This is a genomic window from Tepidiphilus thermophilus, assembly GCF_001418245.1.
GTDB lineage: Bacteria > Pseudomonadota > Gammaproteobacteria > Burkholderiales > Rhodocyclaceae > Tepidiphilus > Tepidiphilus succinatimandens.
Map to the genome: position 1 here is coordinate 39024 of NZ_LIPU01000006.1, position 17769 is coordinate 56792.

At 64.5% G+C, this 17769-nt stretch carries 12 protein-coding genes and 1 tRNA gene; 10 read left to right on the plus strand and 3 right to left on the minus strand.

What is annotated here, in order from left to right:
- Positions 1-11: 11 nt before the first annotated feature.
- Together aceF and aceE are read right to left on the minus strand one after the other, a co-directional pair.
- A complete protein-coding gene (gene aceF / locus ASC37_RS06415; RefSeq protein WP_055423582.1) occupies positions 12-1385 on the minus strand; it encodes a dihydrolipoyllysine-residue acetyltransferase in 1374 nt (457 codons plus the stop codon).
- Positions 1386-1397: 12 nt separating this feature from the next.
- Entirely contained in the window at positions 1398-4088 is a 2691-nt protein-coding gene (gene aceE, locus ASC37_RS06420) for a pyruvate dehydrogenase (acetyl-transferring), homodimeric type (protein WP_055423583.1), read from the minus strand.
- 285 nt (positions 4089-4373) lie between these two features.
- Between aceE and ASC37_RS06425 the strand changes: the two genes are divergently transcribed.
- Both ASC37_RS06425 and ASC37_RS06430 read left to right on the plus strand, forming a co-directional pair.
- Positions 4374-6341 (plus strand): PAS domain-containing sensor histidine kinase, encoded by a 1968-nt coding sequence (locus tag ASC37_RS06425; protein ID WP_198289030.1) that lies wholly within the window; start codon positions 4374-4376, stop codon positions 6339-6341.
- Between the two features lie 4 nt (positions 6342-6345).
- Positions 6346-6993 (plus strand): response regulator transcription factor, encoded by a 648-nt coding sequence (locus ASC37_RS06430; protein ID WP_088178275.1) that lies wholly within the window; start codon positions 6346-6348, stop codon positions 6991-6993.
- Positions 6994-7012: 19 nt separating this feature from the next.
- On the opposite strand, the gene ASC37_RS06435 is transcribed toward ASC37_RS06430, so the two are convergent.
- On the minus strand, positions 7013-8527 hold the full coding sequence (locus ASC37_RS06435; protein ID WP_055423585.1) for a bifunctional ADP-dependent NAD(P)H-hydrate dehydratase/NAD(P)H-hydrate epimerase: 1515 nt from the start codon (positions 8525-8527) through the stop codon (positions 7013-7015).
- Between the two features lie 78 nt (positions 8528-8605).
- On the opposite strand from ASC37_RS06435, the gene tig reads away from it, so the two are divergent.
- The 8 genes from tig (at position 8606) to ASC37_RS06475 (ending at position 17768) form a co-directional block, all read left to right on the plus strand.
- Positions 8606-9925 carry a trigger factor gene (tig, locus tag ASC37_RS06440; RefSeq protein WP_055423586.1) on the plus strand — a complete coding sequence of 440 codons (1320 nt, stop codon included), beginning with the start codon at positions 8606-8608 and terminating at the stop codon, positions 9923-9925.
- Positions 9926-10039: 114 nt separating this feature from the next.
- Positions 10040-10666, plus strand: coding sequence for an ATP-dependent Clp endopeptidase proteolytic subunit ClpP (clpP, locus tag ASC37_RS06445; protein ID WP_055423587.1), 627 nt, complete (start codon positions 10040-10042; stop codon positions 10664-10666).
- Between the two features lie 6 nt (positions 10667-10672).
- Complete coding sequence (gene clpX, locus ASC37_RS06450; protein ID WP_055423588.1) at positions 10673-11947, plus strand: ATP-dependent Clp protease ATP-binding subunit ClpX; 1275 nt, start codon at positions 10673-10675, stop codon at positions 11945-11947.
- Between the two features lie 142 nt (positions 11948-12089).
- Positions 12090-14516 (plus strand): endopeptidase La, encoded by a 2427-nt coding sequence (lon, locus tag ASC37_RS06455; RefSeq protein ID WP_055423589.1) that lies wholly within the window; start codon positions 12090-12092, stop codon positions 14514-14516.
- Positions 14517-14572: 56 nt separating this feature from the next.
- Positions 14573-14648: transfer RNA gene (locus ASC37_RS06460), tRNA-Val, on the plus strand.
- Positions 14649-14740: 92 nt separating this feature from the next.
- Positions 14741-15055, plus strand: coding sequence for a hypothetical protein (locus tag ASC37_RS06465; protein WP_141654653.1), 315 nt, complete (start codon positions 14741-14743; stop codon positions 15053-15055).
- Positions 15056-16363, plus strand: a complete 1308-nt coding sequence (locus ASC37_RS06470) for a sensor domain-containing diguanylate cyclase (RefSeq protein WP_055423591.1) — start codon at positions 15056-15058, stop codon at positions 16361-16363.
- A gap of 31 nt (positions 16364-16394) precedes the next feature.
- Entirely contained in the window at positions 16395-17768 is a 1374-nt protein-coding gene (locus ASC37_RS06475; protein WP_055423592.1) for a UDP-glucose dehydrogenase family protein, read from the plus strand.
- The last annotated feature ends 1 nt before the right edge of the window (position 17769 follow it).

The window sequence follows — 17769 nt, forward strand, 5'->3', positions numbered from 1 at the left end:
TCGCCTCCGCTTTAGAGCAGTACCCGCCGGAAATCGGCGAGCAGCTGGGCAAGGTGGGTGGTGAAGCGCGTGGCGTAAGCCCCGTCGATGACGCGATGATCCGCCGTGAGCGACAGCGGCAGGATCTGGCGCGGCACGAACGCCTTGCCGTCCCATACCGGCTTGACGGCGATCTTGTTCACGCCCAGGATCGCCACTTCCGGCGCGTTGATGATGGGCGCGAAGCCCGTGCCGCCGATCCCTCCCAGGCTGGAGATGGTGAAGGTGGCCCCCTGCATCTCGGCCGGCTTGAGCTTGCCTTCGCGCGCCTTGCGGGCGAGCTCGGCCGTCTCGACCGCGATCTCGCGCAGCCCCTTCTTGTCGGCCTCTTTCAGCACCGGCACCACCAGCCCTTGCGGTGTGTCGGCGGCAAAGCCGATGTGGTAGTAGCGCTTATACACGAGCTTGTCCCCGTCGAGGCTGGTGTTCATGTCGGGGAAGCGCTGCAGCGCCGCCACCGCCGCCTTGATGAGGAAGGCGAGCATGGTGAACTTGATCCCTTCCTTTTCGTGCTCGCGGTTGAGCTCGCGGCGGAAGGCTTCGAGCTCGGTGACGTCGGCCTCGTCGTGGTAGGTGACCGCCGGGATCATGATCCAGTTGCGCGCAAGATTCGCCGCCGAGATCTTCTTGATCCGCCCCAGCTCCTTGACTTCGATGGGGCCGAACTTGGCGAAGTCGACCTTGGGCCAGGGAGGCAGCTCCAGGCCGGCAAGCAGCGTGCCGCCCCCCGCCTTGGGCTGCGACTCGGCTTCGCCCTGCATCACGCGCTTGACGTAGGCGAGGACATCCTCACGCAGGATGCGGCCGTTCGGCCCGGACGCAGTGACCTTGGAGAGATCGACGCCGAGCTCGCGGGCAAAAGCCCGCACGACGGGGCTGGCGTGGACCTTGCCCCCGAGCTGGATCGGTGTGGGCGCAACGGGAGAAGGCGCCGCGGGTTCGGCCACTGGCGCCCAGGCGGTCGTGCCGACGGCAGGAGCCGATCGAGTCGGCTCGGCAGGGGAAGGCGTTTCGCCAGCGGTTGCTGGTGCCGGCGTGGCTGCTTCGGCGCGAGGCTCGGCCGGCATCGCCGCAGCGGCGGGCGCCTCGGCCTGTTTGCCTGCCTCGCTGGCTTCGAGGCGGACGATGGGAGTGCCTTCGGAGACTTTGTCGCCGACCTTGACGAGCACTTCGCGCACGACGCCGGCCACGGGGCAGGGCACGTCCATGGTGGCCTTGTCCGATTCGAGGGTGCAGATCGGATCTTCGGGCGCGAGCACGTCGCCGGGCTTGACCAATACCTCGATCACCGGCACGTCGTGATAGTCGCCGATGTCCGGTACCTTCACTTCGATGAGGGATGCCATCGGGAATCTCCTTTAGGCCGTGCGCGGGTTGGGTTTGGCGGGATCGATGCCGTAGCGGACGATGGCCTCGGCCACCTTGCGCCGCGGCAGTTCGCCGTCTTCGGCAAGTGCCATGAGCGCGGCGAGCGTCACCCAATGCCGATCGACCTCGAAATGGAATCGCAGCTTCTCGCGGGTATCGGAGCGCCCGAAGCCGTCGGTGCCCAGCGTGTAATAGGTGCGCTTGACGAAGGGACGGATCTGCTCGGCAAAGAGCTTGACGTAGTCGGTCGCCGCCACCGCTGGTCCGCGGTGCCCGGAGAGCTTCTGCTCGACGTGGCTCTTGCGCGGCGCTTCCAGCGGATGCAGCAGGTTCCAGCGCACCGTATCCTGGCCGTCGCGGGCGAGCTCGTTGAAGCTCGTGCAGCTCCACACGTCGGCGGCCACGCCCCAGTCCTCGCGCAGGATGTCGGCCGCGGCCATCACTTCGCGCAGGATGGAGCCGCACCCCATGAGCTGCACGCGGGGCGCGTCGCCGGCCGGGGCAGCGCGCAGCAGATACATTCCCTTGAGAATGTCCTCGCGCACGCTCTCGCCTTCGGGCATGGGCGGATGCTCGTAGTTCTCGTTGAGCACGGTGATGTAGTAGAAGACGTCTTCCTGCTCCGCCATCATGCGCCGCAAGCCTTCGTGCACGATCACGGCGAGTTCGTACTGGAAGGTCGGGTCGTAGCTGATGCAGTTGGGCACGACGTGCGCGAGCACGTGGCTGTGGCCGTCCTCGTGCTGCAGCCCCTCCCCGTTCAGCGTCGTGCGCCCCGAGGTGCCGCCGATGAGAAAGCCCCGGGCGCGCTGATCTCCCGCCGCCCAGATGAGATCCATCGTGCGCTGGAAGCCGAACATGGAATAGAAGATGTAGAAGGGGATCGTGATCACGTCGTGCACGCTGTAGCTCGTGGCCGCCGCGATCCAGTCGCTCGTCGCGCCCGCTTCGTTGATCCCCTCCTCCAGGATCTGGCCGTCGCGCGACTCCTTGTAGAACATCAGCTGGTCATGATCCTCGGGAACGTACTTCTGCCCTTCCTGGTTCCAGATGCCGAACTGGCGGAACATTCCCTCCATGCCGAAGGTGCGCGACTCGTCCGGCACGATGGGCACCACGCGCTTGCCGATCTTCTTGTCGCGCATGAGCTGGATCATCATGCGCACCAGCGCCATGGTCGTGGAGATCTCGCGCCCTTCGCCGCTGCCGGCAAAGAATGAGGCAAACGATTCGAGCGGCGGAATTTCCAGCGATTCGCTCGCTTTCTGCCGCCGCTGCGGCAGATAGCCGCCCAGCGCCTGGCGCCGTTCGTGCATGTAGCGCGCCTCGGGCGAGTCGGGCGCGAAAGTGAGGAAAGGCAGCGCATCGATCTGGTCGTCGGGGACCGGGAGACGGAAACGGTCGCGGAAACTGCGGATCGCGTCGTGATCCATTTTCTTTGCCTGGTGGGCGATGTTCATCGCCTCGCCCGCCTGGCCCATGCCGTAGCCCTTGATGGTCTTGGCGAGGATCACCGTCGGCTGCCCCTGGTGCTCGACAGCGGCCTTGTAGGCGGCGTGCACCTTGAAGATGTCGTGGCCGCCGCGGTTGAGTTCCCAGATTTCCTCGTCGGTCCAGTCGGCCACCAGTGCTTTCAGCTCGGGGGTGTTGAAGAGGTGCTCGCGGATGTAGGCCCCATTCTTGGCGCGGAACGTCTGGTAGTCGCCGTCGCACAGCTCCATGAGGCGCTTTTTCAGGATGCCCTGCTTGTCGCGGGCAAAGAGCGCGTCCCAGCGCGAGCCCCAGATCACCTTGATGACGTTCCAGCCGGCGCCGCGGAACTCGGCTTCCAGTTCCTGGATGATCTTGCCGTTGCCGCGCACCGGACCGTCGAGCCGCTGCAGGTTGCAGTTGATGACGAAGATGAGATTGTCGAGCTTCTCGCGCGCTGCCATACCGATCGCGCCCAAGGTCTCGACCTCGTCGACTTCCCCGTCGCCGATGAAACACCACACTTTGCGCTTGGCGGCTCGTTCCGCGTCGAGCAAACCCCGGCAGGCGAGATACTTGATGAAGCGCGCCTGATAGATCGCCTGGATGGGACCCAGCCCCATGGAGACGGTGGGAAATTGCCAGAAGGCCGGCATCAGCCAGGGGTGGGGATAGGAGGAAAGCCCCTTGCCGTCGATCTCGCGCCGATAGCTGATGAGCTGCTCTTGCGTGAGCCGGCCGAGCATGAAGGCGCGCGCGTAGATGCCCGGAGCGGAGTGTCCCTGGAAGAAGACGAGGTCCCCTGGATGCTTTTCGTTCGGCGCATGGAAAAAGTGGTTGAACCCCACGTCGTAGAGCACGGCGGCCGAGGCGAAGGAAGCGATATGCCCGCCCACGTTGGAATCGCGGTTGGCACGTACCACCATGGCCATCGCATTCCAGCGGATGTACGAGTGGATCTTGATTTCCAGATCGGGGTCGCCCGGATAAGGCGGCTGCAGTTCGACCGGGATGGTGTTGATGTAGGCGGTGTTGGCCGAATAGGGAATGTCAACGCCGTGTTCTCGGGCCTCTTCGATCAAGGTCTCGAGGAGCGCGTGCGCCCGCTCCGGGCCTTCGTGTTTGAGGACGGCGTCGAGCGCGTCCAACCACTCGCGTGTTTCTTCGGGATCCGGATCCGGATGGACGTGGTGCTGGGACTGGACGGACATGAGCGGCTCCTTTTGCGGTGTACATCCCGCAATATAAAATTTAATTTCACGAAGCGCAATCGTGCGCTGCAGCACGAAGAGACGGTGGCATGACTACGGGTTTCCCCTAGTGGTGGAATGGCCAGGAATGCGCGACATTGTCGGTCGAGGAATTTTTCCGTCTCCGTGCGTTCCCACCTACCGATGAAGACCAGTCTCCCCGTCAGTTCCTCGCGCGACGATGCCCCTGTGCGTTTTGGCGCCGCAGGGGCCCTGTTTGCCCTGATCATGTTAGGCGCCGGAGCCATGCTTTACCAGTGGGGCGCTTCGGAAGCCGCCACCGGCGTCAACGCCGAGATGCTGACCATGCTGCTGGTGATCGCTGCTCTGGGAGCGTGGGTGATCGTGCTCCTCGTTCGCATTCGGCAGCGTGGTTTGGCCCTGAGGCGGCTCGAACGCGAGCGGGACCGGCTCTTCCATTTTTCGCTCGACCTGCTGGCAGTGCTGGGGCAAGACGGAAAGATCCTGCGCTGCAATGCGGCGTTCCCCCGAGTGCTCGGCTATACCGAGAGGATGCTGCAGGGCAAGTCGCTCATCGATCTGGTGCACCACGACGACTTGGCCGAAACGATGTCGGCCCTGCGCCGGCTCTCGAGCGGCGAGGCGGTGGAATTCGTCGCCCGCATGCATGGTATTACCGGCGAATATCGTTGGCTGTCGTGGCACATCAACCCGGTCAATGACGAGGATGCCTGCTACGCCATCGCTCATGACATCACCCGAGCAAAACAGACCGAGCAGGCGCTGCAGGCCGAGATGGCCTTTCGCCGCGCGATGGAGGAATCCCTCGTCACCGGCCTGCGGGCGATCGATCTGCAGGGGCGCATCATCTATGTGAACCCCGCCTTCTGCCGATTGGTGGGGTTCACGGAGGAAGAACTGCTCGGGTGCGGGCCACCGTTTCCCTATTGGCCGGAGGAATCGCTCGAGACGTGCTGGGAGAGCCTGCGCATGACGCTCGCGGGCCGTTTCCCTCCCGAGGGGTTCGACATGCGCATCCGGCGCAAGGACGGCGAGCGGCTCGACGTGCGTTTTTACCTCTCTCCGCTCATCGATGGCGAGGGGCGGCACACCGGCTGGATGGCGGCCGTGACCGACGTGACCGAGGCGCGGCGGGTGCGCGCCGCGCTCGAAGCGGCCCAACGCCGTTTCGCTGCGGTGCTGGAGGGGCTCGATGCCGCGGTCTTCGTGGCAGACTGGGAAAGCGACGAGATCCTCTTCGCCAACCGGGCATTCAAGCGCATCTATGGTTTCGACGCGGTGGGACAGCGGGCGTCGGCCTTGGGCGTGCCTCGACCGTTCTCTCTCGAACCGGAGGATGCCCATCCCGACGAAGAGACGCTACCCCGCGAGCTGTTCGACGGCGAAGTGCAGCATCCCGAGTCCGGGCGCTGGTACCATGTGCACGAGCAGCTCACGCGCTGGGTCGATGGGCGCATCGTGCGCATGGCGATCGCCACCGACATCACCGTTCATCAGCATCTGCGCGCGCTGGAGCTGCAGCGCCAGGCCCAACTGCAGCAGACGGCGCGGCTCATCACCATGGGCGAGATGGCGTCGACCCTCGCGCACGAGCTCAACCAGCCACTCGCGGCGATCGCCAATTATTGTCGCGGCGGCATGAGCCGGCTGGAGCAGGGTCGGCTCGACGAGGCGGCCGCGCGTGCCGTGCTCGAGAAAGCGGCGACGCAGGCCGAGCGCGCCGGCTCCATCCTCAACCGCATCCGCGACTTCGTGCGCAAGTCCGAACCGCGGCGCGAGTCGGTGCCGCTTGCCGAAATTGTAGAGGGGGCCGTCGAGATCATGACACCCGAGGCCAAGCGGCACAACGTGCGTCTTCTGGTGGAGCTTCCCGAGGTGCTGCCGCCGGTGCGCGCCGACCAGATCCTCATCGAGCAAGTTCTGGTGAATCTGATCCGCAACGGCATCGAAGCGATGGCGCGCACGAGGCCGGCTGCGCGCCAGATCCGGGTACAGGCGGCACGTCAGGACGAACGCCACGTGGCCGTGGCCGTGATCGATCGCGGCCGCGGCCTCTCGCCGGAAGAACGCGAGCAGATCTTCACCTCCTTTTTCACCACCAAACCCGACGGTCTGGGCATGGGCCTGAAGATCTGCCGCTCCATCGTCGAATTCCATGAGGGACGGCTCATGGTGGAGGACAATCCCCAAGGGGGGACGGTGTTTCGCTTCACCCTGCCGCTGGAGGAATGAGGAAATGAACGGGATGGAGGAAGGGCGCCTCGTGCATGTCGTCGACGACGACGAGGCGATGCGCGATTCCCTGCAGTGGCTGCTCGAAGGCAGCGGCCATTGTGTGCGCACCTACGTCGATGCGGCGAGTTTCCTTGCTGCCGTCGGACCGCAGGACGGCGGCTGCGTGCTGCTCGACGTGCGCATGCCCGGCATGAGCGGACTGGAACTCTTCGATGAGTTGCGCCGGCGCGAGCTGCCGCTGGCGGTGATCTTCATCACCGGACACGGCGACATTCCCATGGCGGTACGCCTGTTGCGCAAGGGGGCAGTCGACTTCCTGGAAAAACCGTTTTCCGACGCACAGCTTCTCGATCGCATCGAGGAGGCGCTCGGGCGTTCACGCACCTTGCGCGAGCGGCAGCGCCGGCGCCAGGAGATCGAGCGGCGCCTCGCGAGCCTGTCGCAGCGCGAACGCGAAGTGCTCGCGCTCATCGTCGCGGGTCGCCTCAACAAGCAGGTTGCAGACGATCTGGGTATCTCGATCAAGACGGTGGAGGTCTATCGTGCCCGCGTGATGGAAAAGATGGCGAGCGATTCGCTCGCCGAACTGGTGCAGACGATGACCTGGTGGGAGGAAGAGCGTGTCCGCCCCTGGGGACAGCTCGAATAGAGGCCGCACCAGGCGGCGCTCAAGCCCGCACCGACCATTCGTTCAGCAGGCGCCGCGCCGCGCTCACCGTCTCGCTGGCAGTGATCCCGATCGGGCCGATCCCTTCTGCAACGAGCCGATCGGCCGCGGCGCCATGGAGGAATGGGCCGAAGCGCGCCGCCAGCGGTACCGGCCAGCCCTGGGCGAGTAGCGCCCCCAGCAGGCCGCTCAGTACGTCGCCCATGCCGGCGCTCGCCATGCCCGGATTCCCCGTGGGGTTGATCGCCCAGGCGCCGTCGGGGTCGGCCACGACCGAGCCGCAGCCCTTGAGCACGACATGCGCCCGGTAGCGCTGGGCGAGTTCCTGCGCGGCGGCGATGCGGTCGCGCTGCACGGCGGCCACCTCGGTACCGAGCAGTCGCGCGGCCTCCATGGGGTGGGGCGTGAGGATTGCCGGAATCGAGCGTGAGCGCAGGGACTCCTGCAATTCGGCGTCGACGGCCAGGCGATTGAGCCCGTCGGCGTCGAGCACGAGCGGCAGAGAGGAAGGCAGTAGTCGCGCGAGCTGGGCGCGGGCTTCGGCCGAGGCGCCCAAGCCCGGCCCGACGACGAGGACATCGACGCCGCGCTCGGGAATCGCGTTTCCCACCATCAACTCCGGATGCACTGGACTGAAGGAGAGAATGTTCGGGTCGAGCGCGCACAGGGTCACCTTGCCGGCGCCGGTGGCGAGCGCCGCGTGCCCCGCCAGGAAGGCCGCTCCGCTCATGCGCGGCGCGCCCCCCACCACCAGCACGTGGCCGAAACTGCCCTTGTGGGTGTTCTTGCGCCGCGGCCGCAGGTGGCCGGCGAAGGCGTCCAGCCCGAGCAAACGCCCCCGTCCCAGGTCGTGGCGTGAGGCATCGACTCCCAGCGCATCGACCATGACCACACCGGCCCGATCCGGGCCGTCGAGCGTGTGCAGACCTGGCTTGTCGGCGAGGAAGGTCAGGGTGGCGTTTGCCTCGAAACATGGCCCCGTGCAGCGCCCTGTGTCGGCATCGAGCCCGCTGGGGACGTCTACTGCCAGTTTGAACGCCGTCTGCCGCGAACCCCACTCGATCCATGAGGCGTAGGGCTCGCCGATGGGGCGGGCAAGGCCGATGCCGAAGAGGGCATCCACGATCGCTGCCGGCCGCTCGTCGAGCGCTTCCGGACCAGGAAGCACGGTGCCGCCAGCCGAGAGAAAGGCGGCGCGCGCCGCCGCGGCTTCGCCTTCCATGCGCGTCGCGTCGAAGCAGCCGATCACCACGGCGCGTCGTCCGAGGGCGAGCAGCCGACGTGCCGCCACGAACCCGTCCCCCCCGTTGTTGCCCGGTCCGCACAGGATGCACACCAAACCGCCCGGAGGGACGTGCGCGATCACCGAGCGGGCGATCGCCGCCCCGGCACGCTCCATCAGCGGCGGATCGGCCAAGGGGACTTCCACCGCCTCGATCGCCCGGATCTCCTTCAGACGGAGCAAGGGGCGGGAAGAAAGGGGCGCAATGAAAGGGGAAAAGGGCGCGAAAGGCATGATGCGACTCCTGGCTGGAGATCAAACCATGTTAGAATGAAAAACCGTTTTCTTCACCCACGAATGCAAGGAACTCGGATGGAAGTCGCCGAACAGACGCCCGCGCAACAACCCGCCAATCCGCTCGAACGTTCGCTCACGCTCAACATTCCCGTGGCCGACGTCGAGAAAGACGCCGAAAAGCGCCTCAAACGCATCGCACCCACCGTCAAGATGCCTGGGTTTCGTCCGGGCAAGGTGCCGATGCGCCTCGTCAAGCAGATGTATGGCAACGAAATGTGGACCGAAGCCGTGAGCGAGGCGATCGAGCGCACCTTCAACGAAGCCGTCGCCCGCGAAGGCTTGCGCGTGGCGGGCGGTTTCCGCATCGAACCCGCCGAATCGGCCGATGCGGCGATTCTCGCCTTCACGGCCCGCTTCGAAGTCTACCCCGAAGTCGAACCCGCCGATCTCTCCGGCCGCACGGTCGAACGTCCGCGGCTCGAGATCACCGAGGCCGAAATCGACAAGACCCTCGAGCGCCTGCGCAAGCAGCGCACCACGTACCACGAAGTCGACCGGCCGGCGCAGGAAGGCGATCGCGTCACCGTCTCTTATACCGCGCGCAAGGATGGCGAGGTGGTCGAGAACGGCCAAGTCGAAAACTTCCCCTTCGTCATCGGCGCTGGCGCTTTGCTCGAAGATATCGAGAAGGCGCCGATCGGCATGCGGGCTGGCGAAACCAAAACCTTCGAGGTAACCTTCCCTGAAGGCGAGGACAACAAGTTCGCCGGCCAGACGCTGCAGTTCGAGCTCACGGTGCATCGAGTCGAAGAGCCCGAATTGCCCGCGGTCGATGCCGACTTTGCCCGTGCGCTCGGCATCGAGGATGGCGACGTGCAAAAGTTGCGCGACGAGATCCGCGCCTCGCTCGAGCGCGAACTCAAGCAGCGCATCGACAACGAAGTAAAGAAACAGGTCTTCGATCTGCTGCTCTCCGCCCACGACTTCGCCGTGCCGAGCGCCCTCGTCGAGACCGAAGCCGAACAGCTCGTCGAGCGCATGCGGCGTGACCTGAGCATGCGCGGGTTCGACGCCGGCAAGCTCGAGCTCTCGCCGCAGCTCTTCGAAGAAGAGGCCCGCCGCCGCGTCAAGCTCGGCCTCGTCATCGGCGAGCTCGTCAAGCGCCATGAACTTCAGGCGAAACCGGAGCAGGTGCGCGCCCTCGTCGAAGAGGTGGCCGCCGAGTACGAGCACCCAGAGGTGATGGTCAATTGGTATTATTCCGATCCGGAGCGCCTGGTGTCGGTGGAAGCGGTGGCGATCGAGAACAACGTCGTGCAATGGGTGCTCGAGCAGGTTCAGGTGGTCGACAAGCCCGTCGAGTTCGACGAGTTCATGACGCAGCGCCCCGCCTGAAGATGGGCAAACCCGCGCGGCCGCGACGTTCGGCGGGCGAAGTTTGTTCGCCGCGCGAACCCGCCGCGCGTTTTCGCGTCAACTACAATTGAACGAATTCCTGCGTGAGGAACCATGAAACAATCCTTTGAGGCGAACACCCCGCTCGGGCTCGGCCTCGTGCCGATGGTGGTGGAGCAAAGCGGTCGCGGCGAGCGCGCCTACGACATCTACTCGCGCCTGCTCAAGGAGCGCGTGGTCTTTCTCGTCGGCCCCGTCGACGATGCGGTCGCGAGCCTCGTCGTCGCACAGCTCCTCTTTCTCGAATCCGAGAACCCGGACAAGGACATCCACTTCTACATCAACTCGCCGGGCGGCTCGGTCACGGCCGGCATGGCCATCTACGACACCATGCAGTTCATCAAGCCCGACGTGAGCACCCTGTGCATCGGCCAGGCGGCGAGCATGGGCGCCTTCCTGCTCGCGGCAGGTGCCAGAGGCAAGCGCTACTGCCTGCCGAATTCCCGCGTGATGATCCACCAGCCCCTGGGTGGTTTTCAGGGACAGGCCACCGACATCGAGATCCACGCCCGCGAGATTCTCAAAATCAAGGCCAAGCTCAACGAGCTCCTGGCGTTTCACACCGGCAACGACGTCGAGCGCGTCGAGCGCGACACCGAGCGGGACAACTTCATGGACGCGGAAGAAGCCGTGAAGTATGGCCTGGTCGACAAGGTCCTGATCCGTCGCGAAGACATCTGAGGAACCATGGCGAAGAATAAACGCAGCGACAACGGCGAATTCTACTGTTCCTTCTGTGGCAAGAGCCAGCACGAGGTCAAGAAACTCATCGCCGGCCCGTCGGTGTACATCTGCAACGAGTGCATCGAGTTGTGCAACGACATCGTGCGTCAGGAGTTGGCGGAAGACCTGGGCGAAGGGGAAGGGCACACAGGGCACTTGCCCACGCCCAGGGAGCTCGTCGATTATCTCGACCAGTACGTCATCGGCCAGGACTACGCCAAGCGCGTGCTCTCGGTAGCGGTCTACAACCACTACAAGCGTCTGGCGCTCGCCGGCCGCGACGACGACGTGGAGATCGCCAAGAGCAACATCCTGCTCATCGGCCCTACCGGTTCGGGCAAGACCCTGCTCGCGCAGACCCTTGCGCGCAAGCTGGACGTGCCCTTTGCCATCGCCGACGCCACCACGCTCACCGAGGCAGGCTACGTGGGTGAAGACGTGGAGAACATCCTCGCCCGCCTGCTTCAAACCTGCGACTTCGACGTCGAGCGTGCCCAGCGGGGCATCGTCTTCATCGACGAGATCGACAAGATCACGCGCAAGTCCGAGAACCCCTCCATCACCCGCGACGTCTCCGGCGAAGGCGTGCAGCAGGCGCTCTTGAAGCTCATCGAAGGCACGGTGGCTTCCGTGCCGCCTCAAGGCGGGCGCAAGCACCCGAACCAGGACTTCATCCAGCTCGACACCACCAACATCCTCTTCATCTGCGGTGGCGCCTTCGAGGGGCTGGAGAAGATCGTCGAGCGGCGCACGGAAGCCGCCGGCATCGGGTTCGGCGCCATGGTCGCGAGCAAGAAAGAGCGCAAGAAATCCGAACTGCTGCGCCAGGTCGAACCCGACGATCTCGTGCGCTTCGGCTTGATTCCCGAGTTCGTCGGGCGTCTGCCGGTGATCGTGCCGCTCGAGGAGCTCGACGAAGAGGCGCTCATGCGCATCGCCACCGAGCCGAAGAATGCCCTCGTCAAGCAGTATCGCAAGCTCTTCGAGATGGAAGGCGTGGCGCTCGAATTCACCCCCGGCGCGATCCGGGCGATCGCCCGTAAAGCCATCGAACGGCGCACCGGCGCGCGCGGGCTGCGCTCCATCATGGAAGAGGTGTTGCTCGACCTGATGTTCGAGCTCCCCAACCTCAGCAGCGAAGGCGTGCACAAGATCCTCATCGAGGAATCCACCGTGACGCAGGGCACACCCCCCCTCAAGCTCAGCGGCGAAGAAGCCCGCGTCAGCGGCGCCAACTGAAGTTCGACGTTTCGTTTTTCTCTCTTCGGTGCGGGGCCGTTTCGGCCCCGCCGCCAATGTGCTTTTTTCTCCCCTTGATTTTTGCCGTTCAAGCTACCATATTGCACGGTAGCGATTCCTCGCCTCATCAGGATTTCCACTCATGACAGAGCTCATCCAAACCCAGGGGAAAACCCTCGAACACCTGCCGCTGCTGCCCTTGCGCGACGTGGTGGTGTTCCCGCACATGGTCATCCCGCTCTTCGTTGGGCGGCCCAAGTCCATCAAGGCGCTCGAGCGCGCCATGGAAAACGGCGGACGGCTCGTACTCGCCACGCAGAAAGACGCCGCCAAGGACGATCCCGGTCCCGACGACATTTTCACGCTCGGGTGCATCGCCCATGTGCTGCAGATGCTCAAGCTGCCCGACGGCACGGTCAAGGTGCTCATCGAAGGGCGGCAGCGCGCGCGCTTTGCACGCATTCTCGAAGAAGGCGACACCTTCGTCGCCCTGGCCGAGCCGCTGGAAACCCAGACCGGCGATGCCCGCGAGACCGAGGCCCTGCGCCGCTCGCTGCTCTCCGCTTTCGAAGAGTACGTCAAGCTCAACCAGAAGCTGCCGCAGGAGCTCGTCGCCTCGCTCGCCGCGCTCGAAGATCCCGAGCATCTCACCGACATCATCGCGGCCCATCTGCCGCTCAAGCTCGACAAGAAGCAGGAGCTGCTCGAGATCCTCGCCCTCGTGCCGCGCATGGAGCGGCTCTTGGCGCTGCTCGAGGCCGAGATCGACATTCTCGAAGTCGAGAAGCGCATCCGTAGCCGCGTCAAGCGGCAGATGGAAAAATCGCAGCGCGAGTTCTACCTCAACGAGCAGGTCAAGGCCATCCAGAAGGAACTCGGCGAAGGCGACGAACAGGCCGAGCTCGAAGAGCTCGAGAAGAAGATCAAGGCCGCGGGAATGCCCAAGGAGGTGCAGGAAAAGGCCGAGGCCGAACTCAAGAAGCTGCGCATGATGTCGCCCATGTCGGCCGAGGCCACGGTGGTGCGCAACTACCTCGACGTGCTCGTGAGCCTGCCCTGGAACAAGAAGACCAAGGTCACGCTCGATCTGGCCAAGGCGCAGAAAATCCTCGATGCCGATCACTACGGCCTGGAGAAAGTCAAGGAGCGGATCGTCGAATACCTGGCGGTACAAAAGCGCGTCGACGTCGTCAAAGCCCCCATCCTGTGCCTGGTCGGTCCTCCCGGCGTGGGCAAGACCTCGCTCGGGCAGTCGATGGCGCGTGCCACGGGGCGCAAGTTCGTGCGTATGGCCCTGGGTGGGGTGCGGGATGAAGCCGAAATCCGCGGCCATCGGCGCACCTACATCGGCGCCATGCCGGGGCGCATCATCCAGAGCCTCATCAAGGTCGGCGTGAAAAACCCGCTCTTCCTGCTCGACGAAGTCGACAAGATCGGCATGGATTTCCGCGGCGATCCGAGTTCGGCGCTCCTGGAAGTGCTCGACCCCGAACAGAACCACGCCTTCCAGGACCACTACGTCGAGGTCGATTTCGACCTCTCGGAAGTGATGTTCGTGGCCACGGCGAACACGCTCAACATCCCGGCGCCGCTTTTGGACCGCATGGAGGTGATCCGGCTCTCCGGCTACACCGAGGACGAGAAGATCGCCATCGCCGAGCGCTATCTGCTGCCCAAGCAGATGAAGCTCAACGGCGTGAAGAAGAACGAGCTCAGCGTCACCACCGCGGCGATCCGCGACATCGTGCGCTACTACACGCGGGAAGCCGGCGTGCGCAGCCTCGAGCGAGAGATCTCCAAGATCTGCCGCAAGGTGGTCAAGGGCATTCTGCTCAAGGCGCTGAAGGCTCCGGTGACGGTGGATGCGGGCGATCTCGAGACCTATCTCGGCGTGCGCAAGTACACCTTCGGCGTGGCCGAGAAAGAGAACCAGGTGGGGCAGGTCACCGGACTTGCCTGGACCGAAGTGGGCGGCGAACTCCTCACCGTGGAAGCGGCGGTGATGCCGGGCAAAGGCAAGGTCATCACCACGGGCAAGCTCGGCGAGGTCATGCAGGAATCCATCCAGGCGGCCATTACCGTGGTGCGCAAGCGCGCGCGCAAGCTCGGCATCCCGGAGGATTTCTACGAGAAGACCGACGTGCACGTGCACCTGCCCGAAGGCGCGATCCCCAAAGACGGTCCTTCGGCCGGTATCGCCATCACCACGGCGCTCGTCTCCGCGCTCACCGAGATTCCGGTGCGCTGCGACGTGGCCATGACCGGCGAGATCACCCTGCGGGGGGAAGTGCTGGCGATCGGCGGGCTCAAGGAGAAGCTCCTTGCCGCCGTGCGCGGCGGCATCCGCAAGGTGCTCATTCCCGAGGAGAACGTCAAGGATCTGGCCGAGATCCCTGACAACGTGAAGAACGCCGTGGAGATCATCCCCGTGCGCTGGATCGAGCAGGTGCTCGAGCTCGCCCTCGAACGCAAGCCCGAGCCGCTCGCGCCGGCAAGTGAGCCGCCTGTGGCCACGGTCGCGGTTACGGCGACCGCCGCGGGCACGGGGGCAGCCGAACTGCCGCACTGAGCCCGCGGCGTTTGCCAGGAAGCGCCGGTGATGGTACCATTGCCGGCGCTCGAGGCGGGTGCTTAGCTCAGTTGGTAGAGCGTCGCCCTTACAAGGCGAATGTCGGCGGTTCGAGTCCGTCAGCACCCACCATGCTCCTACCCCGCCATGCTATCATTGAACGATTGGTACATGAGAGGGCTGGCGCGATGGTGCAGCCATCGTTTCTGGGGCGGAACGTGGAGATGCTGGAACACGCCATCGCGGCCAAACTCGCCGTGCTGGGGCTGGATCCGACGAACGCGCAGCAGATGCGCGATCTCGCCCGAGAAGCGCTCGACACCGATCCGCAAAAAATCTCCCAGCATTTCTATGCGTCTTCGCTCGAGCCGCGCGTGCGCGCCGAGCTCTTGGGGCTCATCGCCCTCATGTTCCAGACCATGGCCTCCGCAGCGAACATGGGGGAGGAGCTGCACGGCGGCCCCGTGTGGAAGGCCGTGGCGCGGGCGATCTACGAAGAAGCCGAGGCCCGCGGGCTCCTTCCCGCAAAAGGGGCGTGAATGCGGTCCGATCCTGCCTCGTCTCCTGCTCGACTCGAGACGCGCCTGCGGCTCGCCCTGGAAGCGGCCGGACTGGCGACGTGGGATCTGGATTTCGTGCATGAAACGACCTGGCTCGATGCCCAGTGGAGCCGTTGGATGGGTTTGGGCAATGAGCCCGTCCGCTTGAGTTTTGCCCAATGGCGTTCCTTCGTCCATCCCGACGATTGGCCCAAGGTTCGCTCGGCCCTCATCGATCTCCTCAAGGGAAAAACGTCCGTCTATCAGCAGCGTTACCGCATCCGGACACCGGATGGCCGCATCCTGTGGCTCGAAGATCGTGGCCAGGTATGTGACCGCGATCCTACGACGGGACGCGCGTTGCGTGCGATCGGTGTGTCGCGTGACGTGACCCAGGAAGAAGAAAAAATCCAGCGAGATCGCCTCTTGACCGCGGCGCTGCGCCATGCGCCGGTAGGCATCATGATCGCGGCGGCCGACGGTACCGTCGAATGGGTCAATCCAGCGCTCGAGCAGATCACCGGTTATCGTGCCGATCAGCTGATCGGTACGCGTGCTGGATATTTGTTACACAGCGGCTTACAACCAGAATCGTTTTATCGAGAATTATGGGAGACGATCTCTCAGGGAGAGATTTGGCAAGGGCGGGTGCTCAACAAAACGGCAACGGGAGAATTGCGCCACCACGACGTGACGATCGCGCCCGTCACCGACAGAGCAGGGAAGCCTTTGCATTACATCGCCACCTATCGCGACGTCACCGACCAGGTACTGCTCGAGGAGCGGCTCGAGCGCATGGCCATGACCGATCCGCTCACCGAGCTTCCCAACCGCCGCGCCTTTCTCGATGCCATGCACAAGGAGTTTCAGCGCGTCGTTCGTTCTGGATTCACGATTAGTTCTTCCTTCTGCCTCATCGATCTCGATCACTTCAAACGGATCAACGATACGCTGGGACATGCTGCGGGCGACGCCGTGCTGCGCCATTTCGCCCAGACGATTCGACAAACCCTGCGTCAGATGGACGTCTGTGGTCGGCTGGGGGGAGAGGAGTTCGGTATCCTGTTGCCGCAAACCGACGATCGCGCGGCCACGGCGGCAATCGAACGGCTGCTGCGCACCATTCGCCAAAGCGTCGTCGTCTTCAATGGCCATGCGATCCGCTATACGGTGAGCGCCGGCGGCACGTCGTTCTCGATCAGCGATCGCACGATCGACGACGTGTTCGCACGTGCCGACCGGGCGCTCTATCAGGCCAAAGAGAACGGGCGAGACCACTTGGTTTGGATCGCTCCGGAAGATCGGTAACTTGTCGTTGTCACGAATCGAGGAGAATTCAATGGATTTGTGCGTGATCGGGACCGGCTACGTCGGTCTCGTGACGGGGGCGTGTTTCGCCGAAATGGGCAATGAAGTATGGTGCGTCGACGTCGATGCGGCCAAGATCGAGGGGCTGAAAGCCGGGAAGCTGCCCATCTACGAGCCGGGGCTCGACGAGATCGTCGAGCGCAACCATCAGGAAGGGCGGCTGCGTTTCACCACCGATCTGGGCGAGGCGATGGCCGAGTGCGACGTGCTCTTCATCGCCGTGGGCACCCCTCCGCTCGAAGACGGCTCGGCCGACCTGCAGCACGTGCTCACGGTCGCGCGCGACATCGGTCGGCGGCTTACGCGCTACAGCGTGGTCGTCGACAAATCCACGGTTCCGGTGGGAACCGCCGAGCGGGTGCGCCGTGCGATCCAGGCAGAGCTCGATGCACGTGGCGTGTCGATCCCGTTCGATGTCGTCTCCAACCCGGAATTCCTCAAGGAAGGCGCTGCGGTCGAAGATTTCATGCGCCCGGACCGCATCATCGTCGGTACGGATTCGGAAGCGGCGCGCGAGCGCATGGCCGAGCTCTACGCCCCCTTCAACCGCAGCCATCAGCGCGTGATTTACATGGGCGTGCGCGATGCCGAGATGACGAAGTACGCCGCCAACGCCATGCTCGCCACCAAGATCTCTTTCATGAACGAGATCGCGGCGTTGTGCGAGCGCTACGGCGTCGACGTCGAAAACGTCCGCTTGGGCATCGGCTCGGATCAGCGCATCGGCTACCACTTCATCTATCCGGGCTGCGGCTACGGCGGCTCGTGTTTTCCCAAGGACGTCAAGGCGCTCATCGCCATGGCACAGGCGGCCGGGGTCGAGCCGGAAGTGCTCACGGCGGTGGAAGAGCGCAACGCGAAGCAGAAGCGCGTGCTGGAAGAAAAGATCGTCGCGCGTTTCGGCGAAGACCTCACCGGACGGACTTTCGGCGTGTGGGGGCTTGCGTTCAAGCCCGGAACCGACGACATGCGCGAAGCGCCGTCGATCCCGCTCATCGAAGGACTGATCCAGCGCGGGGCCCGGGTGCGCGCCTATGATCCAGTCGCCATGGACAACGCACGACGAGTATTCCCGGCGCAATGGTTCGACGAAGGCCGCCTCGTCTTCACCCGCCATCAGTACGACGCGCTCGACGGAGCCGATGCCATGGTCCTGGTGACCGAATGGAAGCCCTTCCGTCATCCCGATTTCGCGGCGATCAAGCGGCTCCTGAAGACCCCCGTGATTTTCGATGGGCGCAACCAGTACGATCCCTTGCAGCTCGAGCGGCTGGGAATCGCCTATGTCGGCATCGGACGGGCGAATGCGCTTGCTGGGGAAGAGAGCAGGGCGGTTGCGCTTTGAT